Origin of the sequence: Microbacterium gorillae (genome assembly GCF_050990725.1) — a bacterium.
GTDB classification, from domain to species: Bacteria; Actinomycetota; Actinomycetes; order Actinomycetales; family Microbacteriaceae; genus Microbacterium; species Microbacterium gorillae_A.
Genome location: NZ_CP158844.1, coordinates 4391693 through 4416123 on the forward strand (window position 1 = coordinate 4391693; position 24431 = coordinate 4416123).

27 protein-coding genes are annotated in these 24431 nt (G+C 68.1%); 4 read left to right on the forward strand and 23 right to left on the reverse strand.

Annotation, left to right across the window (positions count from 1 at the left end):
• Nucleotides 1–134: 134 nt before the first annotated feature.
• The 16 genes from rpsN to ABTV68_RS20260 all read right to left on the reverse strand — a co-directional run bounded on the left by rpsN (nt 135) and on the right by ABTV68_RS20260 (nt 14124).
• The gene (gene rpsN / locus ABTV68_RS20185) at nt 135–440 is read right to left on the reverse strand and encodes a 30S ribosomal protein S14 (RefSeq protein WP_231092838.1); all 306 of its coding nucleotides are present in this window, start codon (nt 438–440) and stop codon (nt 135–137) included.
• Nucleotides 441–443: 3 nt separating this feature from the next.
• Nucleotides 444–614, reverse strand: coding sequence for a 50S ribosomal protein L33 (gene rpmG / locus ABTV68_RS20190; protein WP_005051772.1), 171 nt, complete (start codon nt 612–614; stop codon nt 444–446).
• Nucleotides 614–850 (reverse strand): 50S ribosomal protein L28, encoded by a 237-nt coding sequence (gene rpmB / locus ABTV68_RS20195; protein WP_055987914.1) that lies wholly within the window; start codon nt 848–850, stop codon nt 614–616. Before rpmB ends, rpmG begins: the two co-directional genes overlap by 1 nt.
• A gap of 229 nt (nt 851–1079) precedes the next feature.
• Nucleotides 1080–3341, reverse strand: a complete 2262-nt coding sequence (locus ABTV68_RS20200; RefSeq protein ID WP_433675452.1) for a bifunctional metallophosphatase/5'-nucleotidase — start codon at nt 3339–3341, stop codon at nt 1080–1082.
• A gap of 103 nt (nt 3342–3444) precedes the next feature.
• Nucleotides 3445–4152: a DNA-3-methyladenine glycosylase gene (locus tag ABTV68_RS20205; protein ID WP_433675453.1), complete on the reverse strand. Its 708-nt coding sequence runs from the start codon at nt 4150–4152 to the stop codon at nt 3445–3447.
• Entirely contained in the window at nt 4136–4573 is a 438-nt protein-coding gene (locus ABTV68_RS20210; RefSeq protein WP_433675454.1) for a Fur family transcriptional regulator, read from the reverse strand. The genes ABTV68_RS20205 and ABTV68_RS20210 overlap by 17 nt, the downstream gene beginning before the upstream one ends.
• A 56-nt stretch (nt 4574–4629) precedes the next feature.
• Nucleotides 4630–6003, reverse strand: coding sequence for a hypothetical protein (locus tag ABTV68_RS20215; RefSeq protein WP_433675455.1), 1374 nt, complete (start codon nt 6001–6003; stop codon nt 4630–4632).
• Entirely contained in the window at nt 5993–6883 is an 891-nt protein-coding gene (locus ABTV68_RS20220; RefSeq protein ID WP_433675456.1) for a TIGR03943 family putative permease subunit, read from the reverse strand. The genes ABTV68_RS20215 and ABTV68_RS20220 overlap by 11 nt, the downstream gene beginning before the upstream one ends.
• Nucleotides 6873–7922, reverse strand: a complete 1050-nt coding sequence (locus tag ABTV68_RS20225) for a permease (protein ID WP_433675457.1) — start codon at nt 7920–7922, stop codon at nt 6873–6875. Before ABTV68_RS20225 ends, ABTV68_RS20220 begins: the two co-directional genes overlap by 11 nt.
• 9 nt (nt 7923–7931) lie before the next feature.
• Nucleotides 7932–8825 carry a metal ABC transporter permease gene (locus ABTV68_RS20230; protein ID WP_433675458.1) on the reverse strand — a complete coding sequence of 298 codons (894 nt, stop codon included), beginning with the start codon at nt 8823–8825 and terminating at the stop codon, nt 7932–7934.
• The gene (locus ABTV68_RS20235) at nt 8822–9595 is read right to left on the reverse strand and encodes a metal ABC transporter ATP-binding protein (RefSeq protein WP_433677657.1); all 774 of its coding nucleotides are present in this window, start codon (nt 9593–9595) and stop codon (nt 8822–8824) included. The genes ABTV68_RS20230 and ABTV68_RS20235 overlap by 4 nt, the downstream gene beginning before the upstream one ends.
• A 50-nt stretch (nt 9596–9645) precedes the next feature.
• Nucleotides 9646–10707 (reverse strand): metal ABC transporter solute-binding protein, Zn/Mn family, encoded by a 1062-nt coding sequence (locus ABTV68_RS20240; RefSeq protein WP_433675459.1) that lies wholly within the window; start codon nt 10705–10707, stop codon nt 9646–9648.
• Between the two features lie 102 nt (nt 10708–10809).
• Nucleotides 10810–11403, reverse strand: a complete 594-nt coding sequence (locus ABTV68_RS20245) for a hypothetical protein (protein ID WP_433675460.1) — start codon at nt 11401–11403, stop codon at nt 10810–10812.
• Nucleotides 11387–12187, reverse strand: a complete 801-nt coding sequence (locus tag ABTV68_RS20250) for a prolipoprotein diacylglyceryl transferase (RefSeq protein WP_433675461.1) — start codon at nt 12185–12187, stop codon at nt 11387–11389. Before ABTV68_RS20250 ends, ABTV68_RS20245 begins: the two co-directional genes overlap by 17 nt.
• Nucleotide 12188: 1 nt before the next feature.
• Complete coding sequence (locus ABTV68_RS20255) at nt 12189–12506, reverse strand: hypothetical protein (protein WP_433675462.1); 318 nt, start codon at nt 12504–12506, stop codon at nt 12189–12191.
• A gap of 1 nt (nt 12507) precedes the next feature.
• Complete coding sequence (locus ABTV68_RS20260) at nt 12508–14124, reverse strand: radical SAM protein (protein WP_433675463.1); 1617 nt, start codon at nt 14122–14124, stop codon at nt 12508–12510.
• 130 nt (nt 14125–14254) lie between these two features.
• Here ABTV68_RS20260 and ABTV68_RS20265 point away from each other — a divergent pair, with 130 nt between their 5' ends.
• Both ABTV68_RS20265 and ABTV68_RS20270 read left to right on the forward strand, forming a co-directional pair.
• On the forward strand, nt 14255–14860 hold the full coding sequence (locus tag ABTV68_RS20265; protein ID WP_433675464.1) for a GrpB family protein: 606 nt from the start codon (nt 14255–14257) through the stop codon (nt 14858–14860).
• A 131-nt stretch (nt 14861–14991) separates the two neighbouring features.
• Nucleotides 14992–16263: an ATP-binding protein gene (locus tag ABTV68_RS20270; protein WP_433675465.1), complete on the forward strand. Its 1272-nt coding sequence runs from the start codon at nt 14992–14994 to the stop codon at nt 16261–16263.
• 18 nt (nt 16264–16281) lie between these two features.
• Here ABTV68_RS20270 and ABTV68_RS20275 read toward each other — a convergent pair whose 3' ends face one another.
• The 4 genes from ABTV68_RS20275 to ABTV68_RS20290 form a co-directional block, all read right to left on the reverse strand.
• Complete coding sequence (locus ABTV68_RS20275) at nt 16282–16665, reverse strand: DUF2255 family protein (RefSeq protein WP_433675466.1); 384 nt, start codon at nt 16663–16665, stop codon at nt 16282–16284.
• A 134-nt stretch (nt 16666–16799) separates the two neighbouring features.
• Nucleotides 16800–18101 carry a dihydrolipoamide acetyltransferase family protein gene (locus ABTV68_RS20280; protein ID WP_433675467.1) on the reverse strand — a complete coding sequence of 434 codons (1302 nt, stop codon included), beginning with the start codon at nt 18099–18101 and terminating at the stop codon, nt 16800–16802.
• Nucleotides 18102–18115: 14 nt separating this feature from the next.
• Complete coding sequence (locus ABTV68_RS20285) at nt 18116–19099, reverse strand: alpha-ketoacid dehydrogenase subunit beta (protein WP_433675468.1); 984 nt, start codon at nt 19097–19099, stop codon at nt 18116–18118.
• Nucleotides 19096–20223 (reverse strand): thiamine pyrophosphate-dependent dehydrogenase E1 component subunit alpha, encoded by a 1128-nt coding sequence (locus tag ABTV68_RS20290; protein WP_433677658.1) that lies wholly within the window; start codon nt 20221–20223, stop codon nt 19096–19098. The genes ABTV68_RS20285 and ABTV68_RS20290 overlap by 4 nt, the downstream gene beginning before the upstream one ends.
• A 178-nt stretch (nt 20224–20401) precedes the next feature.
• Between ABTV68_RS20290 and ABTV68_RS20295 the strand changes: the two genes are divergently transcribed.
• Nucleotides 20402–21172 (forward strand): DUF2785 domain-containing protein, encoded by a 771-nt coding sequence (locus ABTV68_RS20295; RefSeq protein ID WP_433675469.1) that lies wholly within the window; start codon nt 20402–20404, stop codon nt 21170–21172.
• Between the two features lie 14 nt (nt 21173–21186).
• Here the strand turns inward: ABTV68_RS20295 and ABTV68_RS20300 are convergent, their stop codons facing one another.
• The gene (locus ABTV68_RS20300) at nt 21187–22278 is read right to left on the reverse strand and encodes a histidinol-phosphate transaminase (RefSeq protein ID WP_433675470.1); all 1092 of its coding nucleotides are present in this window, start codon (nt 22276–22278) and stop codon (nt 21187–21189) included.
• A gap of 71 nt (nt 22279–22349) precedes the next feature.
• On the opposite strand from ABTV68_RS20300, the gene ABTV68_RS20305 reads away from it, so the two are divergent.
• Complete coding sequence (locus ABTV68_RS20305; protein ID WP_433675471.1) at nt 22350–22748, forward strand: phage holin family protein; 399 nt, start codon at nt 22350–22352, stop codon at nt 22746–22748.
• Between the two features lie 14 nt (nt 22749–22762).
• On the opposite strand, the gene ABTV68_RS20310 is transcribed toward ABTV68_RS20305, so the two are convergent.
• Together ABTV68_RS20310 and ABTV68_RS20315 are read right to left on the reverse strand one after the other, a co-directional pair.
• On the reverse strand, nt 22763–24049 hold the full coding sequence (locus tag ABTV68_RS20310; RefSeq protein WP_433675472.1) for a hypothetical protein: 1287 nt from the start codon (nt 24047–24049) through the stop codon (nt 22763–22765).
• Nucleotides 24046–24321 carry a hypothetical protein gene (locus tag ABTV68_RS20315; RefSeq protein ID WP_433675473.1) on the reverse strand — a complete coding sequence of 92 codons (276 nt, stop codon included), beginning with the start codon at nt 24319–24321 and terminating at the stop codon, nt 24046–24048. The genes ABTV68_RS20310 and ABTV68_RS20315 overlap by 4 nt, the downstream gene beginning before the upstream one ends.
• Between the last annotated feature and the right edge of the window lie 110 nt (nt 24322–24431).

A 24431-nucleotide genomic window follows, 5' to 3' on the forward strand; every position in this document is an offset into this window, starting at 1 on the left:
TGCGACGCCGCCGATCCACCCTACGCGACCCACGTGCACCGCACACGTCACCGAGACCCCGCGGGTGCTCAGCAGGCCTCGGGAACGACGAAGGGCGAGTCCGTGCGGACTCGCCCTTCGTGCGTTGCGGGTGCTTACCAGCTGGACTTGGTGACACCGGGCAGCTCGCCACGGTGTGCCATGTCGCGGAAGCGAACACGCGAGATGCCGAACTTCGACAGGTGGCCACGGGGGCGACCGTCGATGACGTCGCGGTTGCGGACGCGCACCGGCGAAGCGTTGCGGGGCAGCTTCTGCAGACCCACGCGAGCGGCCTCGCGCTCTTCGTCGGTCGACGACGGCGACACGAGGGCCGCCTTCAGCGCCAGACGCTTCTCGTTGTAGCGAGCGACGATGACCTTACGCTGCTCGTTCTTCGCGATCATGCTCTTCTTAGCCATGGATCAACGCTCCTCTCGGAATTCGACGTGCTTGCGGATCACCGGGTCGTACTTCTTGAGAACGATACGGTCGGGGTTGTTGCGACGGTTCTTGCGGGTCACGTAGGTGTAACCCGTGCCAGCCGTCGAACGGAGCTTGATGATCGGACGTACGTCCTGTGCCTTCTTCGCCATTAGAGCTTCACACCCTTCGCGATGAGGTCCTTCACGACGGACTCGATGCCACGGGCGTCGATCACCTTGATGCCCTTGGCGGACACGTTCAGCGTGATCTTACGACCCAGCGACGGGACGAAGTACGTCTTCTTCTGCACGTTCGGGTCGAAGCGGCGCTTCGTCCGGCGGTGCGAGTGGCTGATGTTGTGACCGAAGCCGGGAACAGCTCCAGTCACCTGGCACACTGCGGCCATGGTGTCTCCTTCTGTACCGTGAAGCCGGACGGCTTCACCCAAGATCCCTTGTCTGCTCCCACGCCGGTATCCGCCCGGATGAGCGGAGTGAAGAGTGGAAACGAGCTGCGTGCTGGAGTGCGCGCAGACAAAGAGCAATCCTAGCACGGCGGAAACCATGCACCGAACCGCCTCGAAAACGGCGACGCCGCGAGCCCGGTATGGGCTCGCGGCGACGCCGTGGATCGGATCAGATATCGGTGGACGAGCCCGACGAGTCGACGCTCGCACCGTCCGCCTCACGACGGGCACGGCGCAGGCGGGCGATGATCAGCGCGGCACCGCCGGCCACGATCACGACGACCGCGATGATGCCGATCGTCAGCGCCTGCGATCCGTCAGAACCGGTGGCCGCCAGCGTGGGCTTGGGTGCCGGGTTGCTGGGAACCGCGGTCGGCACCGGGGTCGGAGCCACCGCGCAGTCGACCGTGACGGGAATGGTCACGTGAGAGCCGGAGGGCTCCACACTGATCTCTACCTGCGCGTCACCAACAGCACCCGCAGGAGCGGTGAGGGACAGCACTGCCGTGTTAGGCGTTGCGGGGTCCACCACGGCAGTACCCAACTCGGGGAATCCCACGCCGTAACGCAAGGTCGCAGTCACGGACTGGTTCTGCACGTAGCCGAGCGACGCCAGATCGAAACCCGAAACGGTGATGCTCTGACCAGTGCAAGGCAGGAGCTGGTTGGACACGAGGCCCTGAACTTCGATGCCGTTACGACGGTTGTCTGGGACGATCGGAGCGCCCGTGTCACCGGAGACCATCCGGAACCATGCCGGGAAGGCGTCGGTATCGATGATGCCGACACTCTGGTTTCCCTCGTTGTCGAGCAGCGCACGGAAGTTGTCGCCACCCGCGGCAAGGAATGAACTCATCGCCACGTTGAGCTTGTCCCCGGGAGGGAGCGGTACGCCGTAAAGCGAGATGCCCGTGATGCGATCGCCCTCAGGCCGCGACGAATCGTAGGTGTAGGTCAGGTTGTCAGACAGACCCAGCTGCAGGTACGGGCGCGAGGGGATCGAGCCGTCGACGTTGCGCTGCCACTGCTGCTCGAGCGTGGCTTTCAGCGTCTCCGTGGTGATCGTCACGACGTTGAGGTCGTTCGCGAACGGGACGACCGTGGCGGCTTCCTTGTACGTGATCTTGCCGTCATCGTTGATCAGGTCCGCGCGCACGCCACCCGGGTTCATGAGAGCGATATCTGCGCGGACGTTGCCGCGTGCGTTGATGACCTCGACCATGGACTGCGCGACGAGGTCGCTGAGGTTGGATGCGTTGGCCCGGTCGTCGGGTACCGAAACGGTGCCGGAGGTGACGCCCGTCGCGGGGTCGACCGTGATGGAGCCCGGCTCGTACTGCTTGGCGCGCGTGATGTCGCCCGTCTGCGTACCGACCACCTCGTTGCCGAGCACGTCGGCCTTCGCGACAGCGTCGGCCACGATCTGTGCCACCTGCTGAACGCGCGGGTCAGACTTCAGGTCGTCGGGGATCGCGTCCGCGGCCAGCGTCGGCACTACCGAGGACGACGATGCGGTGACCTTCTTGTCGGCGTCGAGGGTGAGCACGACCTGGCCGATGTAGCCGGCGTAGGAGCCCGCCTGCACGACCGGGCGCGTACCGCTCTGGCCGGGGATCGGCGCGTCGTACGCGTACGTCTGGTGCGTGTGCGCCGTGTAGATGGCCGCGACCGAGGCGTCGGTGTCGTTCACGATGTGCGCGAACACCGCGCTCTTCTCGTTCTCGTCGAGGGGCACGTCGGACTGCGGTCCACCCTCGTGGTACGAGGCGATGAGGACGTCCGCCTCGCCGTTGCTGGCGTCACCGTCGGTGAGCTGTGCCGCGACGCGGTTGACCGCCTCAACGGGGTCGCCAAAGGTGAGGCCGGCCACCGAATCCGGCGACGAGAGCGCCGGAGTCTCCTGGGTGACCGCGCCGATGACGGCCACCGTCGTGCCGTTGACGTCGAAGATCGCGTACTCGTCGAAGGGGTGCGCGCCCGTCGAGTCGGTGACGTTGGCCGCGAGGTCGGGACCGTTCGTGGCGTTCTGGATCCGACCGATCGCGTCGTCATAGCCGTGATCGAACTCGTGGTTGCCCACCGTGAAGCTGTCGACGCCGAGGGCGTTCAGCGCGTCGATCGTGGGCGCGTCCTTCTGGATGGCCGACTCGAATACTGAGGCGCTGACCGCGTCGCCGTTGGACAGTACCAGCGAGTTGTCCTCACCGAAGCCCTGCTGCGCCTGCAGCACGGTGGCGGCGAAGCGCTCCGCGTCCAGGATGCGGCCGTGGAAATCGTTGAACCCGATCAGATTCAGCTGCGTGGTCCCCGCGGTCGGGGTGATCAGCTCGGGGGTGTCAACACTCGCCGACGCGGCCGCAGGCAGGGCGAGAGCGAGAGCAACCGCGGCTGACGCCGAGATCGCGCACGCACGGACGATGGATTTCTTCACGGAGACTCCTCAGCAATCGCACGGACGGGTCCACTCTCGCAGATCGGAGGCGATCCCGCACCCCGTTTCTCGAGTCTGTGAGCGGGTATCCCGAAGAGTGGTTTCAGCCCGCTGCGGCGGCCTCGACAGCACCGCGCCCGGCGCGGAACACCGACACCGTCGGGTCGCCTGCGAGGAAGAAACGCCACGGGTATGCCGAGGTGCCCGCGACGCCCGCGACGCCGACCCGCGGACCCGTCGTGATCCCCGGCGCCAGGTCATTGCGCAGGCGCAGCGAGACGCGTCCGCCGCTCACGGCATCCACGCCATCATCGGCCGGATGACGAAGCCCGATCGCTTGACCCAAGCGCCCCGGACCGCGGGCGAGATCCCGATCGGCGATGGTGGGAGCGCATCGCACGGCACCATCCGCGCCAGGTTTGCGCTGCTGACGTCGCCGCCGCGCCAGGTCCACGCCTTCGACGACCTCGCCGCCGCGAAGCAGCACACCACCGGCGATGCCGTCCGGCCCGCACACCACGTTCACGCACGAGTGGATGCCATGGCTGAGGTAGATGTAGAGGTGTCCGGGTTCACCCCACATCGTGGCGTTGCGCTCGGTACGCCCCATGCGCGCATGCGAGCCCGGATCGGGAACGTCACCGGTGCCGCGGCCGTGATACGCCTCGACCTCGGTGATGCGGATCGCCACGGCTCCGTCGACGGTCTCTACGCGCAGGACGCCGCCCAGGAGCCGGGGCGCCACCTCGAGGGGCAGCCCCGACAGCTCCTCGCGAGTGGCGAGGTGCAGGCCGTCAGCGACCCGCGTCATCGGCCCCGTCGGGAGCGTCGGCCGCGGCTCGTGCGGCGGCCGCGCAGTCAGCGCACAGGCCGAAGATGTCGACGACGTGCTCGGCCTGCTCGAAGCCATGCGAGGCGGCGACGTTCTTGGCCCACTGCTCCACATCGGTCGCCGCGATCTCGACCGTCAGCCCGCACGAGCGGCAGATGAGGTGGTGATGGTGGCCGGAGGACGAGCAGGCGCGATAGAGCGACTCGCCCTCGGGGCTCTGCAGGGAATCAGCCTCGCCCGCCTTGGCGAGACCGGCCAGCGTGCGGTAGACGGTTGCCAGGCCGATGCCCGTGTTCTCGTCGCGCAGCGTGGCGTGCAGGCTCTGAGCGCTGACGAAGCCCCGCACATCGCCGAGGGCTTCGCGCACCCTCTCGCGCTGCCACGTGTTCCGCTGAGCCATGCTCAGATCCTATCTCCGGAGGCTGCCGTGAGGCCCGAGTTTCCCCCACGGCGCAATCAGAACGGACCGCGCTCGCACCAGGACAGATCGAATCCGGGAAGGTTGCCGATGACCTCGCCGCTGGCGACATCGATGATGACGGTCCGCAGGGTGGTGGGCATCGGGCGGTAGGCGCCGTCGGACGGATTGTTGGCGTAGTCGGGCGCCACCAGCGCCGCCACCTGCGACCCGCTCGGGGACGCACAGGCCTGCAGGATCGGATCCCCGGCCACCCGACGGTACAGTTCGCGCAGCTGGCCCGACGCGTCCGAGACCGAGATCACGCCGGCGGTGGGCATCCCGGCGGCGTCGCGTTCGGTGTGATGCCACAGGGTGGTGGCCGGCGTCAGCGGGAGAATCGCATCGACGGTTCCCGCCAGCTCGGGAAGCACCAGCGGCTCCTCGGTGCCGGAGCGAAGATCGAGCGCCACCCAGCCGTCCACCTTGTCGACGATGGCCTGGTACGTCCCGCGCGACAGTCCCTGCAGCTTGATCGCCGTGCCGAAGCGGACCGGTTCGGATCGGCCGGAGGGGTCCACCAGCATGAGGTCGCCGCTAAAGGGCACCATCAGCACGGCATCCGAATCGGGGACGAATGCCCAGTCGTCCACACTGGGCGCCTCCCCGCCCGTGGACACGGCGGTGACCGTGTCGTCGGTGAGCGAGGTCAGGAACAGCTGGCTCTTGATGCCCGTGGTCTCGGTGAGTTCGCGATCGGAGTAGGTGAAACCGATGCGGCCCGACCGCTCGGACACCTGCAGTTCGCCGAGGTAGCCGATCCCGGGGAGAGTGATGCGACGGCTGTCGCCGGTGGCAGGGTCCACGATCAGCAGCGCCGCCCGATCGTTCTCCATCACCGAGACGACGAGTTGCCCGTCGAGCTCGCGGAAGTCCTCGATCGCCGGGTGGAGGAAGACGATCTTCGCGTTCTCCCCATCGATGTCGGACCGAGTGATGGTGTCGGCGCCCGTCGTGCGTTGCAGCACGTAGATCTGTGACTTCGGCGTGCTCACGGTGGTATCCAGGGTGGCGCTGGGACCGCCGCCGACGCCGCGGACATCGCTGATCGTGATGCGGTAGTCGGTGTCTTGATCCAGCGGCACGGTGAAGCGCACGCCGACGCTGCGGCCCGAGGTGTCGACGGTGAAGTCGGCAGCCGGCGACACGCTCACCTGCGCAGGATCGACGGCCGCGAGCGCCTGATCGGTGGTGAAGATGACCCGAGCGCCCGCCGTGTCGATCGCGGCGGCAGGATCCGCGCTGACGGCGGTCTGCCGCGGGCCCTGCTGGAGTGCCACGACAGACCCCGCCCCGACGAGCACGGCCAGCAACACCACGACACCCGCGAACGCGATGAGGAACCGCCCGCGAGACCTGCGCTCAGTACTCATACGGGTCCGTCGGCTGGTCGATGGGGGTGACCGCAGTGGGCTGGATGAGGAGCACGCCGCTGCCGCTCTGCTCCACGGTTCCGGTGACCTCCACCCACTGGCCGGTGGCGAGGTCGATGTCGATGCTGGCGGTGGCGGCCTGCACCGACACGGTGACGGCGGCGGGCTGCGCATCGATCACGCAGTGCGTGACCACGAGGCGCGTGAGCCGGATGTCGTCGCTGCCATCCGCGGCCGGTGCCACGAAGCCCACGAGGTTGACCGGGGTGCCGGCGAGTGCAGCCGGATTGGAGGTGCCCGCGAAGGCGGCGGCCCAGTCACCGACCCCGAACTTCGCGGAGTCGGCCGTCGTAGCCAGCGCCACGACGTCCGCACCACCGAACAGCGGCGGAGCGCCGAGATCGCGCTCCATCGCCAGCTCTGCCGACAGGGCGGCGGGTGGGAGCAGGAGCGCCGGCACCATCACGGCCGTCGCCAGCACGCCACCCGTCACGGCGGCAACCCCCGACACGCGGCGCCGAAGGCTCGGCGACGGTGCGGCGTGCGTGACTGGCTGGGACTGCGCTCGCAGCTGTGCGCGGGTCAGCGGCGCGGCCGGAGGAGCCTGTTCGGCAGGCACGTGGTCGTGCTCATGGGCGTCGCCGTGATCATGGCCGTGATCTTCCTCCGCACCGAGCGGCAGGGCGAACGACCCGGCCGCAGCCAGCAGTCCGAGTACCGCCATGCCCACGGTGAACCACGCGCCATCGGGGTTCACGTACATCGCGAGCCGCCCGGTGACCGCAAGCCCCACGGTGATCACGCAGACGAGAGAAGCGAGTCCGACCCCCAGCCACCGGGAGTCGATCGCGTGCAGCACGCGGGAGCGTTCAGCCGACAAGGTTCACCCCCAGGGCGATCGCGAAGGCGCTGAGGATGACGACCACCACGATCCCGGCAAGAGCGCGAACCGAGAAGGTCGTGCGCATCAGCGCGAGCATCTTCACGTCCACGATCGGCCCGACGAGCAGGAACGCGATGATCGATCCGGTGGAGAAGGTCGTGGCCATCGACAGCGCGAAGAAGGCGTCCACGTTGGAGCACAGGGCCACCGTGAGCGCGAGGACGATCATCGTCACGATCGAGAGCACGGGGTTGGAGCCGATGGCCACCAGCACGTCGCGCGGGATGAGCACCTGCACGGCGCCCGCGATGGCGGAGCCGATCACGAGAGCGGGCATGACGGCGCGCAGTTCGATCACGAGTTGCGCGAGCGAACGGCGTCCGCGGCTGCCCGTCACGGCGTCTTCAGCGCGCTGGTCGAGACGGAAGCGCTCGGTGAGGAGCTTGTCGGGATCGTCCTGGCGCGAGTAGAGCCAGCCGATGAGGTTCGCGATGACGAATCCGCCGATCACGCGCACCACCAGGATGCCGCCGTCCCATCCGAAGGCCGCGTGCGTGGTGATGATGACGATCGGGTTGACGATGGGGGCGGCCACCAGGAATGTCAGCGTCTCCGCCGGCGCGAAGCCGCGCCGCAGCAGTCCGCGCGCGAACGGCACGTTTCCGCACTCGCACACCGGGATGATCATGCCGAGCAGCGACAGCGTGAGCCGACGCGCCCACGCACGACGCGGCAGCATGCGCTCCAACACACCCGGCGGCAGCCACACCTGCACCGCGATGGAGAACAGCACGCCCAGCAGGACGAACGGCATCGACTCGATGAGCACGCTGAGCGACAGCGTCAGTCCGTCCTGGAGGCGCCGTTCCACCGGGAAGGCGAGGAACTGCGGCACCAGCAGATTGACGATGACGAGCGCCGCGACCACGCCGAGCCCGATGATCAGCGCATACCCGGCTCCCCCGCGCTTCTCCGGTGCACGACCGAGCGCCGCCCGATCCGAAGATCGTGCGGTGCCGGCGGGGGCAGACATCATGAAACGAGCCTAGGCGGCCGCTCCGACAATCTCTCGGGAGTTCCCTTTGATTCGCGCTCGCCGCTCGGCGGGCCGACCGATGATCCGGCAGACCAGGTAGATGAGGAACGAGACGGTGGTGATGTACGGGCTCACCGGCAGCGTGCCGGCAACGGCGAGCAGGATGCCGCCGACGGCGGAGACCACGCCGAAACCGGCGGCCAGCATCGGCACGAGGATCGGACCGGTGGCCACGCGCATCGCCGCCGCGGCCGGCGTGACCACGAGGGCCATCACGAGCAGCGCGCCGATGATGTGCACGCTCACGGCCACGATCAATCCGAGCAGCAGCATGAAGACGAGTGACACCGCGGTGGTGGGAACACCCCGGGCCGCGGCGGACTGCGGGTCGAGCGAGTCGAACCGCAGCGGACGCCAGATCAGCACGAGCCCCGCCAGCACGACGAGCCCGATGGCAGACAACCACACCACCTGACCCTGATCGACCGACACGATCTGCCCGGTGAGCAGGCTGAAGCGGGTGGCGCTTCGACCGTTGTAGAGCGAGAGGAACAGGATGCCGAGGCCGAGACCGAAAGGCATGAGCACGCCGATGATCGAGTTGCGATCGCGGGCTTTCGAGCCGAGCAGGCCGATGATTGCTGCCGCGACAACCGAGCCGATGATCGAGCCGGTGACGACATCGGCCCCGATGAGAAGCGCGGCCGCGGCACCTGCGAAGGAGAGCTCGCTGATGCCGTGCACCGCGAAAGCCATATCGCGCTGCATCACGAAGATGCCGATGAGCCCGCCCACGAGTCCGAGGATCGCGCCGGCCCAGAGGGAGTTGCCCACGAGACCGAGGATCTCGCCGTAGTAGGGCAGTCCACCCCAGAGCGCTTCGCCGATGTCATCCCAGTTCATGCGTGGTCCTCGTGATGATGATGCGCGGCCTCTGCGGCGTCGGGCGCACCGAGCACCACCAGTCGGCCGTCCGAGTTCAGCACCGTGACCGGGGCGCCGTAGAGATCCGACAGGGTCCGGGAGGTCAGCACCTCGGACGGCTCGCCGAGAACGAACCCACCGTGCGTCAGATAGAGAATGCGGTCGACGTGCTCGAGCACGGGATTGATGTCGTGCGTGACCAGCAGCACGCCGGCCTGATGCTCGCGCCGATACGTGTCGATCAACGAGACGACGGCCCGCTGGTTGGCGAGGTCGAGGCTGGTCAGCGGCTCATCGCAGAGCAGGAGTCCCGGGTCGTCCGCGAGCGCCTGGCCGGCGCGGAGCCGCTGCTGCTCGCCGCCGGAGAGCAGGCCCACGGGGCGATCGGCGAACGCTGTGGCACCAACCGCCTCGATCAGCCGATCTACTCGCTCCCGATCGGCCCGCCGCGGGAGCGGAATGCCGAAGCGGTGCCCGTTGACCCCGAGCGCGACGAGGTCACGGCCGCGCAGCGAGGTATCCGCCGGGAGCGGGCGCTGCTGCGGGATGTAGCCGACCTTGCGATTGCCGTGGCGCACGACCCGCTCCCCCAGCACCTCGACCGTGCCGCGGCTCAGGGAGTCGAGACCGAGAACGGCCCGCAGCAGGCTGGTCTTGCCAGCGCCGCTCGGGCCGAGCACGGCGACCAGTTCACCCGGCTCGACCGTGAGGTCCAGCCCCGACCACAGCTCCCGATCGGCGCGGTGCATCGCGCCGCCGGTGATCCGCAGCGGTGTCGTGGTCAGTGGTGATGCAGCACTCACGCGCCGCGTGCCAGGTCGGTGGTGAGGGCGGTGACGTTGGCCTTCATCCAGCTGAGGTAGCTCTGCCCCTCGGGCAGCAGCTCGGCGAACTCCACCACGGGGACGCTCTCCTTCTCGGCTTCCTGCGACACCTGGGTGGTCTCGGATCCGCCGGTCTGCGCGTTCACGATAACAGCGCTCAGCTCACCGGACTGGATGATCTTGAGGGAGGCGAGCAGCGTGGCGGGCGGAACGTCCTGACCCTCCTCAACCGCCTCGGAGAACTCCGCGGGCGTCTCGTTGACGAGACCCATGCGATCCGTAAGCCGCAGCGGCACAGGCTCGGTGACGAAGATGCTCTTGCCGGCGTACTGCGTCTTGGCCTCGGCGAGCTGCGTGTCGAGTTCGTCGATTCCCGCGCCGAACTCCGCCGCTCGCTGCGTGAAGTCGGACGCGTGCGCCGGGTCCAGCTTGCCGAGTTCGGTGGCGATCTGATCCGCCACAGCGCGCATGATGTCCGGGTCGTACCAGACGTGCTCGTTGAACGCAGTGTCGTGGTCGTGATCCTCAGCCTCGTCGGTCGCGTGGTCGTCCGCGCTCTCCGTCGCGTGGTCGTGGTCGTCAGCCGACTCGGTGGCGTTGTGGTCGTGGTCGTCCTCGGTGGCGTGATCCGAGTGGTCGTGCTCGTTCTCCAACTCGTCCGGAGCGTCCGGAGCAAACTCAGCCGCGACGATCACGGGCGCCCCGTCCGGGACGAGGCTCGGCATGTAGGAGTCGTATCCGCCGCCGTTCATGACGAACAGGTCCGCGTGGCTAGCCAGCAGCTTGTCGCCGACAGCGACCTCGTACTCGTGCGGATCCTGCGCGGCGTTCGTGATGATCGCGTCGACCACCACGTCGCCTGCGCCGACCGCCGAAGCGACATCAGCGTAGACGTTCGTGGTGGCCAACACGTGGGGACGCGGGTCGTTCGTCGCGTCGTCCGTGGACACCGCAGATCCGGCGGCTGTCGAGCAGCCCGCGAGGGCGACGATCGAGAGGGCGAGCGGAGCGATGAGGAGGGCGCGACGGGAGGTCATGCGCCCACACTATCGCTAATGAGAATCGTTCTCAAATCAGACATTCAACCCGTCTGATCGCCCTGACTTCTCTCTGCGGTGCGGCTTCGTGTCCGCCACCGGCTACGGCATGAACAGCGCGAAGCACGGTCCGATCAACGTGACCCAGAACGCCCCGCCGATGATCACCATTCCCAGCCCGATCGATCGCGTGGCCCGCCCGATGGTGAGCAGGCACCCGACGATCGGAAGAATTCCGGTGATCAGAAGCCGGATCGGGCCGGTCCCGCCCGGGATGTCGTGGATCAGGAAGGCGATGATGATCACCAGCACGGAGATCCCGACACCGATGAACACCGCTCCGGTGGTGATCGAGGTCTTCTGTGGGCCGTACTGCGGTGTGAACGGCGTGTTCTGGATGTACGGATTCGGACCGGCTGCCGGCGGCGGATTGGAACCCGGGGGCGGGAAGCCCTGCGGCGCGTGCGCTGGCGGCGGGTATCCCGGAGTCGCTGCGCCTGTGTTCGGCGGGTACTGGCCCGGATACTGCACGGGAGTTCCCGGTGTCGCAGGCCAGGGCGGAGCCGGCGCGGCATTCGGCTGCGAGATATCCCCGGGCGGAGGTGCGCCCGGTGTGTACGGTGCGGCGGGGTCCGGCGGACGGACCTCGGGATCCGGCTGCTGAGACGGGTCGGGCTGATCAGACGGTGACGACATCACGCACCTCCGTGGTTGCGAACAGGCGTCCGCGGCGGGCGAGCCACACGACGCGCGCCACGAACAGGGGAATGGTGAGCAGCAGGAACAGCTGCGGACGGGTGAGCCCGGCGAACGCGACATCGTTGCCACGGACGAACTCGACGAAGAAGCGGAAGACGGCGTAGGAGCCGATGTACACGGTGAGCATCTCGCCGGGCGCGAGCACGCCGCGACGAAGCCAGAACCACAGCACCGCGAAGGCGATGAGGTGGAACGCGATCTCGTACAGGAAGCTCGGGTGCAGTCCGACCCCCGCCGGAGATCCCAGTCGTGCTGCGGTCTCGGCGTCCAGCACGATGCCCCAGTCGCCTCCGGTCGGCGTGCCGGGGCGCTCGGTGAAGAAGCACCCGAAGCGCCCGATCACCAGAGCGAGCGCGACAGCTGGGGCGAACAGATCGCCGGTGCGATCGGGGTAGCGCACGAGTCGTTTCGCGATGTGAACGCCGAGCCAGGCTCCCACGAGCGACGACAGGATCGACGCGTTGCCACGCATCAGCTGCTCGACGAGGCTGAGGTTCTGCGAGGGATCCAGGTGCTGCGCCCAGGTGCCCAGCCGCGAGAGCACTGCGGCCCCCATCATCGCGCCGGCCACGAGAGCCCAGATCCGCGGATCGCGGACGCGGTGCCGCCGCAGCTGCAGCAGGAAGACGCCCCCGCCCACCAGCATGCCGATGCCCTCGAAGAACACGTGCGTGTCGATCGCGGGCCCGAAGCCGAGGAGCTGGTCGAGGGTGGGGAACACGTCAGCCGCCCACCAGGGAGCGGATCACAGTGACCCAGCCCCAGATCCAGAAGGGGGTGGCCGCGACAGCCAGCACGGCGACGGCGATGAGGTACGCAAGGACGACGCGGGTGTCCCCGAGTTTGCACCGCGAGCGCGTGAGGCCCGCGCGTCGGGCGCGGTCGTAGCCCCGTATCGCGACCACGGCGAAGACGAGGAGCGCGATCGGCCCGAACACGCATGTCAGGAGCGCGATGGTGGTGAACACGCACAGTCGGAGCGGGTCGAACGGGAGTCCGACCTTCTCGTCGTACTGGCGAAGCGGCGGCGAAGCATGCATGTCAGGCCACCGGCGCGCCCACGGGGATCACGGGCCCGAGTCCGACGGGTGCGGCGTTGCGTGCGGTCGCCGTCGAGATGCGCTGACGTGACAGGGGCGCCCACGCCTGCAGGGCGCAGAACGGGGCACACTGGTGCGCGCGCGTCTCATCGTTGACCGTGGCCACGTGCACGCAGCACTGGGTGAGGCGCTCCTCGACCATCGTGTTGATGTCCATGAACGGCTTCACCGTGATGCGGAGCACCCTCTCGGCGAGCATCTTCCGCAGCCGCTTGTGCTGACCGGGGAGCACCGAGGTGGTGAGCTGCGTGAGAGTGCCGATGCCGATGTCGCAGTTCATGCAGATGTCGCGCCAGATGTTCGCCATCGACGGGTGGGTGAGGCTGGACTGCTCGCTGAACAGATCCAGCAGCGAGTTCTTGACCGCGTCCTTCATCTTCACGTTGATCTCGCTGTCGGCGATGCGGTTGGCGAGCATGTCGGGGTTGAGGTCGAGGAAGGTCTTCAGCTTGTCGTGGCCCATGATGCCGGTGAGCGACTTCCACTGGTGCGAGTCGTCGCGCAGGAAATAGCCCACCGAACAGCAGTGCGGGTGTGAACACGGCAGTGCCGTGAGATCGCGCCAGGTGATGCGTCCCTCGGTCTGCGGTTCCAGACGGCGCAGCACGCCGCCGTGGGTCAGCCGGTCGTTCGGGTCGATGCCGGAGTTGCGTCCCGAGCCGAACACCGGCTGGATCGTCACACCACCCACGTAGGGCGTGGCCATCGCGGTGGCGATCACCGCGCCGATCTCGTCGTCGTTGACGCCCTTGGCCGCGGTCATTGTGAGCGTCATGAAGACGCCGGCTGCGCTCAGCCGATCGACCGCTCGCTGCTTGAAGCGCCGGATGTCCGCGCCGCGATGGAACTTCGAGGACTCCGGCTTCTCGCCGTCGTACTGCAGATAGACCTCGACGCGTTCGCGGTGCTTCTTGAGGAAGGCGACGAACTCGTCGTCGTTCGCGATCCGCAGGCCGTTGGAGTTCAACAGCACCCGGACGATCGGGCGGGCGACCAGCTGCTCGATCAGCTGCTCGAGCCACGGGTACAGCGTGGGCTCGCCGCCCGACAGCATGAGGACGTCGATGCGGCCATTCTCTTTGGCGAGACGGTCGTCGACGGACGCAAGCACCTCCTCCAACGGCGCCGTCGCGGTGGCTGCCGGCCCGGATTCGGCGAAACACGTGGGGCAGCGCAGGTTGCAGTGATCGGTGAGGTCCTCCAGCAGGATGCACGTGTGCTGCGTCTGCATGGCCGGCATGCCGTCCAGGTAGGCGCTCGGCACCGGCTTGAAGTTCGCCGTGGTGTCGGGCGCGTGCCATTTCGTCGGAGCGGTCCACTGCTCGAGATACGTGAGCATCTCCGCCGACTCGTCGTACAACGTGCGCACCAGTCCGTGTACCTCGCAGCCGCGCTCCAGCCAGACGGAGTCGTCCTCATAGGCGGCCAGCCAGCCCGTGAGTCGCTTCACCTCGGCGAGGTCGCGGTCGGGATCCTCGTCGTGACACAGCGGACAGAACGCGTTGACGTAGCGGTGGATGCGGTAGTTCCGCAGCTGCCCGGCGACTTGCTCCGCCATGGATGACCCCCTCGACCCGGGGCACGACATCGCCCCTGCGAGCACGGTATCAGCGGGTCGGCGGCGATGCCACGGATGCGTCGGCGATGGGGAACGTTGTCCACACAGGGAGGCTGCATAGCCTGAGCGCATGGTTGACCAGACGAATCCCGCCGAGCTCGTCGAGTACCGGGCGGCATGGGCGCAGCAGGCGGCGCAGGTGCTCGACGCTGTCGCCACGGCGATCGCGGGCCTTCCCGGACAAGAGAGTGCACGGCTCGATCACATCGGCTCGACAGCGGTCCCCGGGCTCGCCGCGAAGCCATTCGTGGATCTGCAGCTTCGGATCTCCCCGCTGCCGGCCGAACACGATCTCGTGCTGCTCCTCGAGCCCCTCGGGTTCGTGCGGGCTCGCGGATCGCGTCCGGATTCGCCCGGGGTGGATCGTGATCTTCCGCGCGGCTCGCTCCCGGCGGATCCTCGGGTGTGGCAGAAGCTCCTCTTCTGGAACGAGGAGGAGCAGGTCATCCTCCATGTCCGACGCGCGGACTCGCCGTGGGGGCTGTACACGGCGTGGTTCCGGGACTGGCTTCGCGCGAATCCCGAAGCCCGTTCCCGCTACGAGAAGATCAAGCGCGCCCTCAGCACCCAGCAGGTCGGCAAAGCGGACTACGACGACTACACGCGGGGCAAGACGCAGTTCTTCGACGAGGTTCAGGCGGAGTTCGAGTCCTGGGCCGCGCACAGCGTGCGCTGATCGCGGATCGAGATCGTCTGCAGAAAAACGCCCGTTCTTCTCGACCCGCTGGTCACAGCCATCGGCGAGCGGCGGTTAGCGTTGCTCCACGCGATGCGAATCGCCGTGCAGCGCTGCATGAAGGAGGAGCCATGTCCCGCACCCACATCCGTGATTTCCACGGGGATGATCTCGATCAGCTCGTTCGCCTCTGGGGTGCCGTGACGGAGGACGCGCAGGTGCCGATCTACTCGCTCGCGGAGGTGATCGCGTCCTGCCAGGCCGATCATGCGGTCGTCGCGATGCGCGATCAGGAGCTCGTCGGTGCGGCCGTGGGACGCGCGGCGCACGCGCAGGGATGGATCGTCTTCTTCGGTCTCGCCGCACCCGACCCGGACGGCACCTTGTCGGCCGGCCTGCTCGACGCGCTGGAGCGGCGGATGGCCGCGCTGGGGCTGGCGAAGCTCTCGGCGCTGGTGCCCGAGTCTCAGGGTCTGGCGCCGTTCACCGATAACGCGTTCTCCGTTCATCGATCGGTGCGCTATCTGGAGCGCGCGATGCCCGTGCAACGACGGGAGCTGGACACGCTCAAAGAGGTGGGCGGGCGGATCCTGCCGCGCAACCTCTGGCGCAAGGTCGCCGGGATGACACACGAGAAGACGCTCCTCGAGGAGCGGTTGGTCACGCCGCTCTCGCGCCCGGATCTCGCCGAGCGCTTCGGCGTGGTACCGCCGCGCGCGGTGATGCTGTTCGGCCCTCCCGGCACCGGCAAGACGACGTTCGCACGGGCCGTGGCCTCGCGTTTGGACTGGCCCTTCGTCGAGCTCTTCCCCTCGCGGTTGGCCGACGGTGGAGGTTTGGCGGGTGCTCTGCGGTCGAGCTTCGAGGCCATCGCCGACCTGGAGCACGCGGTGGTGTTCATCGACGAGGTGGAGGAGATCGCCGCGCACCGGGGCGGAACTCCGCCGTCGCCCACGCAGGGTGTGACGAACGAGCTGCTCAAGCAGGTGGCCGAGTTCCGCGAGCACGAGGGCAAGCTGCTGATCTGCGCGACCAACTTCGTGCGCGCGCTCGACGCCGCGTTCCTGCGTCACGGCCGCTTCGATTACGTGCTTCCGATCGGCCTGCCGGACGCGGATGCGCGTCGGGCGATCTGGAGCCGCTACATCCCGGCGGAGGCGGTCACGCGCGTGGACGTGGATCTGCTGGTCGAGGAGAGCGACGGCCTCACGCCCGCGGACATCGAGTACGCCGCCCGTCGGGCATCGCAGGATGCCCTGGCGCGGTCGTTGCGGGACGACGGGATGAATGCGGTGCTGGGAACCACCGACTACACGCGGGCTCTGGCGGGCACCCGCGCCACGGTATCGCCCGAGGCGATCGCCGAGTTCACCGCCGACATCGAGACCCTGGCCCGGCTCTGAGCGTCATCGGGCAGCCGCTCAGCCGACCGGAATCGCCCGCAGCGTGACGCGAGCCGCATTCGGACCCACGACAGAGCCCACGATCGCGGCACCGTACCGGTCGTACTTGCGGTGATACGCGGCGTCGATGTCGACATTCACCGGGTCGGACGCGGACACCTGCTCGAAGGTGACGCCCTGCACCACACCGCGCGCGCTCAGCGTTCCCGCGAGCGAACGCAGCGCGCGGCGATACCAGAGGCCCTCGGGACCGCGTGCGGAGCGGACATAGAAGTCGGTTCCCACGCGCACGCCCCAGATGACCACTGGGTCATAGTGGGCGCCGTCGGCGCGTCCGATCTCGATGTCCAGCTCATCGCCGTCGTCCAGCGCGGTGAGCGCCGCCTCGTCCCATGCCGCCATGCGCGCCTCCGATCGGTTCGCCTTCGACGCTAGCGGCGGCGATCACAGCGAACCAGGCCCTGGCGGTACCCGCTCCGGTGCGGTAGTCGTGAAACGACGAAGGGAGGGGATGTTCCCTCCCTTCGTCTCGGGGTTCAGTCCAGCAGCAGAGCCGGCTCCTCGAGGATCGACGCGACGTCAGCGATGAAGCGGCTCATGCCGTCGCCGTCGATGACACGGTGGTCGAAGCTGCCGGAAACGGTGGTGACCCAGCGCGGGCGGACTTCGCCGTCCACGACCCACGGCTTCTGCGTGATCGAGCCGAGGGCAACGATGCCGGCCTCGCCGGGGTTGATGATGGGCGTTCCCGCGTCCATGCCGAACACACCGATGTTCGTGATGGTGATCGTGCCGTTCTGCTGGTCCGCCGGCGCCGTCTTGCCTTCACGAGCGGTGAGCGTCAGCTTCTCCAGCGCCTTGGCGAGCTCGCGCATCGAGAGGCTCTGCGCGTCCTTGATGTTGGGGACGATGAGCCCGCGCGGGGTGGCCGCCGCGATGCCGAGGTTGACGTAGTTGCGCACCAGGATCGAGGCGCCGTCCTCCGCATCGACCCACGCGGCGTTGACCATCGGGGTGCGGCGGGCGGCCCAGATCACGGCACGGGCCATGATGAGCAGCGGGGACACCTTGATGTCCGCGAAGTCGGGCGACGCCTTCAATCGCTTGACGAGCTCCATGGTGCGGCTGGCGTCGACGTCCTTCCACACCGTCACGTGCGGGGCGGAGTAGGCGGATCGGACCATGGCGGCCGACGTGACCTTCCGCACACCGCGCACCGGAATGGCCTCTTCGCGGTCGCCGACCACCAGGGGTGCCGGTGCCGAGGCGGCGGGAGCGGCGACCGGGATCGTCTCCTCGCGCTGCTCCCCCCATTCGGGCGTCTGGATGTTGCGGAATACGCTCGCCTGCTCGGCATGGCCGATCACGTCGGCGCGCGTCACCTCTCCCGCCTCGCCGCTGCCACGCACCTCGGCGAGGTTCACGCCGAGGTCGCGGGCGAGCTTGCGGATCGGCGGCTTCGCGATCACGCCGACCGACTGGGTGACGGGTGCCTGCGCGGGCTTGCGGCGCCGCGAGCGCACCTCACCGCCGGTGCCGTAACCCACGAGCACCGAGCCGCCGGCGTCTTCCGGGGTGGGCGCCGCCGGGGCGGCAGGAGCGGATCCGTCGTCGACCGTGATGATGGGCGTTCCCACGTCGATCGTCGTGCCCTCGCCCACCAGCAGGTCACCGACCGTGCCGGCGAAGGGCGACGGCAGCTCGACGAGGGACTTGGCGGTCTCGATCTCGCACAGCACGTCGTTGACGGCGACGGTGTCACCGGGGGCGACGCGCCACTGCACGATCTCGGCCTCGGTGAGGCCCTCGCCGACGTCGGGAAGGTTGAAGGTCTGCATGTCTGGCTCCGGGATCAGTACGCGAGTGAGCGGTCGACGGCTTCGAGGATGCGATCGGCGTCGGGGAGGTAGAGGCCCTCGAGCTTCGCGGGCGGGAACGGGGTGTCGAACCCGCTCACCCGCAGCACGGGTGCCTCCAGCGAGAAGAAGGCTCGTTCCATCACCGTGGCAGCCACCTCGCTTCCCACGCTGACGTTGCCGGGCGCCTCCTGACCGTAGACCATGCGGCCGGTCTTGCGCACCGAATCCAGCACTGGCTGGTAGTCGATGGGAGACAGCGAACGGAGGTCGATCACCTCGCAGCTGACGCCCTCGGACTCGGCCTGCGCGGCGGCCTGCAGCAGCACGGTCACCATGGCACCGTGTCCGACGAGGGTCACATCGGTGCCCGAGCGCGCCACGCGAGCCTGGTACGGGGTCGCCGCAGCGGGCTCTCCGAGGTCCACCTCGCCCTTCGGCCAGTAGCGGCTCTTCGGCTCCAGGAAGATGACGGGATCATTGCCCGCGATGGCCTGCTGGATCATCCAGTAGGCGTCGTTCGGTGTGGACGGGGAGATCACACGCAGGCCGGCGGTGTGCGCGAAGTACGCCTCCGGGCTCTCCTGGTGATGCTCGACCGCGCCGATGTGCCCGCCGTAGGGGATGCGGATCACGACCGGGAACGACTGCGTGCCGTCGTGACGGTTGGTGAGCTTCGCCAGCTGGGTGGTGATCTGATCGAAGGCGGGGAAGACGAACCCGTCGAACTGGATCTCCACGACGGGACGGAACCCGGCCATCGCAAGGCCGATCGCGGTGCCGACGATGCCCGACTCCGCCAGCGGGGTGTCGAGCACGCGGCTCTCGCCGAACTCGTCCTGCAGACCCTCAGTGATACGGAAAACGCCGCCGAGCGGGCCGATGTCCTCACCCATGAGCAGCACGCGCGGGTCGTCGGCCATCGCGCGACGCAGGCCCGCGTTGAGGGCCTTGCCGAACGTCATCGTCTCCACGGTCATGCTCGACCCTCCTCGAAGGATGCCTCGTAGTCCGCCAGCCAGGCGCGCTGCTCGGCCATCAGCGGGTGCGCGTCCGTGTAGACGTGCGTGAACATGCTCTCCGCCGTGGGCGAAGGCAGCTGAGTGGTGCGCTGACGCGCGTCTTCGGCGGTCGCGGCGGCCTCCTCGTCCACGTCGGCGAAGAACGCCGACTCGGCGCCGCGGCTCTCCAGATACGCGCGCATGCGAGCGATCGGATCTCGCTCCGCCCAGGCCGCCTCTTCATCGCGCGTGCGGTACTTGGTGGGGTCGTCGCTGGTGGTGTGTGCACCGCGGCGGTACGTGACGGCCTCGATCGCACGGGGTCCATCGCCGGCGCGCGCCTCGTCGAGGGCGCGGCGGGTGACCGCGAAGCTCGCGAGCACGTCGTTGCCGTCCACCTGGATGGAGGGCATGTAGCCGGCCGCGCGTCGGTACAGCGGCGTGCGCGACTGGCGTGAGACGGGGACGGAGATGGCCCACTGGTTGTTCTGCATGAAGAACACCTCGGGGGTGCGGTAGCTCGCGGCGAAGACCATCGCCTCGTGCACGTCGCCCTGACTGGAGGCGCCATCGCCGTAGTAGACCAGCACGACCTCATCGCGCTCGATGTCGCCGCTGGCGGCACGGCCGTCGAAGTTCAGCCCCATCGCGAAGCCGGTGGCGTGCAGGGTCTGGCTGCCGAGCACCAGCGTGTAGATGTGCGTGTTGCCGTTCTTCGGGTCCTTCGGGTCCCAGCCGCCGTGGCTGAGTCCGCGCATCAGCTTGATGATGTCGAGCGGGTCCACGCCGCGGATGGTCGTGACGATGTGCTCGCGGTAGGACGGGAAGATGTGGTCCTGCGCGCGCGACGCGTGGGCGGAGCCGACCTGCGCGGCCTCCTGCCCGAACGACGGCGGCCACAGGGCCAGTTGGCCCTGTCGCTGCAGGTTGGTGGCCTGCTGGTCGAAGGCACGGCTGATCACCATGTCCCGATAGAACTGCTCGAGATCGAACTCGGTCAGCGCGTCGATGAGAGGCAGGTACTGCTCCGCCGCGGCGGTGGGGGCGATCGTCCCGTCCGGGTTGAGGATGCGCACCACATCGGGCGAATCGGCCGGAACCATTCCTGCCTGGTTGGGGGTGTCCAGGATGTCAGTCACGTGGCCAGCCTACGAGCGCCCGTATGCGTTCTGACGCATCATTCGGCACCCGAAAAAGATGCTTTCACGTCCATCTATCGGCACCGATGGACAGCGGATCGGCGGGTGGGCGAAGCTGGTGATCCCGATGAGGAGAACGATGATGAGCGATGAGAGCGCCCCCTCGGTCCTCGCCCCGTCCGAAACCGAACTCGCGATGACAGTGGCGGCATTGCGGTCAGCCGATCCCGCGGAGCGCGACGACATCGCCTATCCACAGCTGGTCCGATGGATTCCGCTTCTGACGGACGCACGTCGGCTCGCGCTGGGCGACACGATGGTGACGAGATTCACCGACCCGGAGGTGCAGGCACGGACCTTTGCTGCGCTGGTGCTGGCCAAGGTCGTGGCCGCTGGGACCCTTCGCGCAGAGTGGATCGCCGCATTCACGCGGTGGTACCGCGACGAAGATGATCTGCGTGGCTACGACAGCGCCCTCGGTTGGCTGCACGCCGTGGCGCACGGCTCCGATCTGCTCGCCGCGCTCGGCCAACATCCGGCAGTCGATCCCGTGCCACTTCTCGCGCTGGGGGCGGCACGGTTGCTGGAGCCCACCGCCCATGTCTTCGATGCGATGGAAGACGACCGCCTCGGATTCGCGCTGGCCCTCACCCTCACGCGTCCTGAGTTGACCGAGCGTCAAGCAGTGGACTGGCTGGACGTCATCGCAGAGCGGTTCGAATCAGGTACTCCGGGGCCGGTCCCGGCGGAGATCTCGAACACCATGCGCACGCTGCGCGTGGTTCATCTCCTCGCCGCGCGCGGTGTGCGGCCGCACTGGGGCGAGCCGGAAGTGCTCGCGCTACCGCACGGGGCAGCCGTCGGCGAGCGGATCGCCGAGGTTCTCCGAATCGCAGCGCCCTATCCGGGCTAGGCGCCCGGTGCCCGTCAGCCGTTGAGGAGGGGGAGGGCGCGGGCGGCGAGATCGATGACACGGTCGATCGACTCCTCCTCGCCCACCGAGATCCGTACGCCCTCGCCCGCGAACGGGCGGGTGATGATGCCGCCGTCGGCGAAGAGCTCCGCCACCGCGAGCGCCGCGGCACCCGCGGGGAGCCAGAGGAAGTTCGCCTCGGTGTCCGGAACGGTCCAGCCGGTGGCGCGAACGCCGGCGACGAGACGCTCGCGTCGATCCACCAGGATGGCGACACGCTCGAGCAGCTCGTCTTCCGCGTCGAGGCTGGCGAGGGCGGCCGACTCCGCCTGTGCCGTGACTGAGAGGGGGATGGCTGTGGAGCGTGCGGCGTCGAGCACACGCGGGTGACCCACGGCGTAGCCGACGCGCAGACCGGCGAGCCCGTAGGCCTTGGAGAACGTGCGGAGCATGATCACGTTGGGGTGCGCCGCGAGGAAGCCCGCGTCGCGACCGTTCACGGCATCCGACGACGTCACGAACTCGGCGTAGGCCTCGTCGAGGATGACGAGCACGTCGGACGGCACGTCCGCGAGGAACTCCTCCACCTCGGTGCGGGTGAGCACGCCTCCGGTGGGGTTATTGGGACTGCAGACGATGATTGCGCGCGTCCGGTCGGTGATCGCGGCGGCCATAGCCGGCAGGTCGTGACGGAAGTCCGCGGTGAGCGGCACCTGGACGCTCTGCGCGCCGGCGACCAGCGCGAGCCCGGGGTAGGCCTCGAACGAGCGCCAGGCGTAGATGACCTCATCACCGGGTGCCGCAACGGCCAGCAGCAGCTGCGCGATGATCGCCACCGAACCCGAAGCGATGTGGACGCCGTCCGGCGTCGTGTCGTACCGCTCGGCGATCCGCGCTCGCAACCGAGCTGCCGTGGCGTCCGGGTAGCGGTTGATCGTGGTCTCGGCCTGCAGTGCGTCAATCAACGACGGCAGCGGCGGGAACGGATTCTCGTTGCTGGAGAGCTTGAAAGCGTCCGCGCCGGCAGGCTTGCCCTGCTTGTACGGCGGGAGGGAGGCGATCTCGGGACGGATCTTCACAGGGGCGGCAGCTGCGGCATCGGTCACCTGATCACTCTACGACCCACGCCATGCCGACCCCCTGCCGTCGTTCATGTGGACATGTCACACTTCCTCGTATGCGCTTCATCATCCGAGTCGTCGTCAATGCCTTCGCACTGTGGGTCGTGAGCCTCATCCCCGCTCTCACGGTGACGATCACGGCATTCGCCCCCGGTGAAGACCTGCAGAAGGTGCTCACCCTGCTGGCCGTGGGTGCCGTCTTCGCCGTGGTGAACTCCGTGATCGGCACGGTCATCCGCGTCGTCGCCTTCCCGCTCTACGTGCTCACCCTTGGTCTCATCTCGTTCGTGGTGAACGGCCTGCTGCTCTGGATCACCGCCTGGATCACGAGCTTCTGGGGCTGGGGACTGGGCGTCGGCGAATTCTGGTGGGGCGTGGTCGCGGCCATCGTGATCTCGCTGATCAACTGGTTCTTCGGCATCCTGCTGCGCCCGCAGAAGAAGAAGCGCAGCTGAGATCGATCCGAGCCTCATGATCGTGGCTCCCGCTCCGCCCCGAACTCGTACGCAGTGACGCGCTCTGCCTGAGCAAGCCGAGCGAGCTGCTCACGTACCGCGTTCATGCGTGGATCGTCCGATCCGTCCGCCCACCGGGTGGTCTCCAGGTAGCGATCGAGCGAATGCCCCGGCAGGCCGGCATCCTCCGCCGTGACCTCGGGGTGGGCGGTGTCTCGGATCACCATGCTGTCGCTGCTGCCGTTCTGTCCTGGGAAGCCACCGTCGGCGAGCAGGACGACCGGATCGTCGTCGTGCCGCACAGCCACGTGGAGCGTGTCTGAGCCCATCTCCCCCTCGACGGGGCCACCCAACGTGTACTGACCCTCCACCTGGTATCGCGGATCCATGGCCAGATGCTCGGTGATCATCGCGCCCTGCGAGTAGCCGTAGTTGATGATCGAGTCGCCCGGCTGCACGCCGACTTGACGCATCGCCTCCGCGACCGCTGCGGACGATGCCGACTGGTTGCCGAAGTAGAGCTCGAGGTTGGATTCGCCGTCGAACGCCTCAGTCGGGGAATCCTCCCGGGTGCCGGTGACATAGACCGCGAATGTGTTCTCGCCGCCAGGCATCTCGTACTTCTCGATGCGAATTCTCGCGTCATCGGCGGAGTTCGGGATCCGCGAGAAGGCGTCGGTGAGGGATGCCGGTGCCCGTGCGGGCTCCGGCGGTCGCGTCTGAGTGACGGTGACGGCGGGCCCTGAACCGTGCAGCATGGTGCCCGCGGCGATCCGGCCGCGCCGGGTGGCATGGACGATGCCCTGCAGCGCCCAGAGAGCAGCCACCGCGCTGACGCCGAGCGGGCCGGCTCCACGGAACACCTGACCGATCAAGCTGCGCGAATCCCGCCCACGCCAGCTCGCGATGAGCGCATCGGACTGCAGCACGCCGAGGTACGCCGTTGCCGAGAAGCCACTGAACAGGTCACGAATGCGCTCGTGGATCGCGTCGGCATCGGCACCGGGCTGCTGCAGCGCCAGGCGCAGTTCGGTGATCTCATAGATGATCGCCGCGTTGCGCAGATCGGTCGCGAGCGTGTTTCCCTCATCGATCGCGCGGCGAGTGCGCACCGCGAGATCCGCACCATCGGATGCGATCCCGACGATGCACGCGGAATCGATGATGCCCGCGGCGTGCAGCAGGGCGTCTGTCGCGTCAGTCATGACGCCGGTGGCCGCATCCGCCCGTTGCGCCGCCGCGCGGAGTTCATCCGGATCGACCGTGATGGCACCGCCCGACGAGATGCTGGGCCCGCTCACGGGGCACATCCGTCGCTCACCTGGGACTCGGCCCATGCCAGCTGCTGCTCGTGCACCTGGGTGAGTCCGATCAGCGCCGCCACCTCTCCCAACCTGTCTTGGGCTCGGTCGTGGTAGCTGCGCGACGCGGGCGACTCCCACGACGTGATCCGCACGAGCGCACTCCACGCGGCGCCGGCCTGTTGCAGCAACAGGCCGGCGCGGCGAACCTGCGCGCGGGCGGCTCGGATTCGGGAACGGGTCTCTTCAGCGGTGAGGGTCGGTGTGCTCATCTCCCGATCGTCGAAGAAGCGCCAGGGCGATGGAGCGTGAAGACCTCGATCTTGAGTAGTGCAGGACACTTTCCTTGTTGGGGAGGAGCAAATGCGCGGATCTTCGGCAG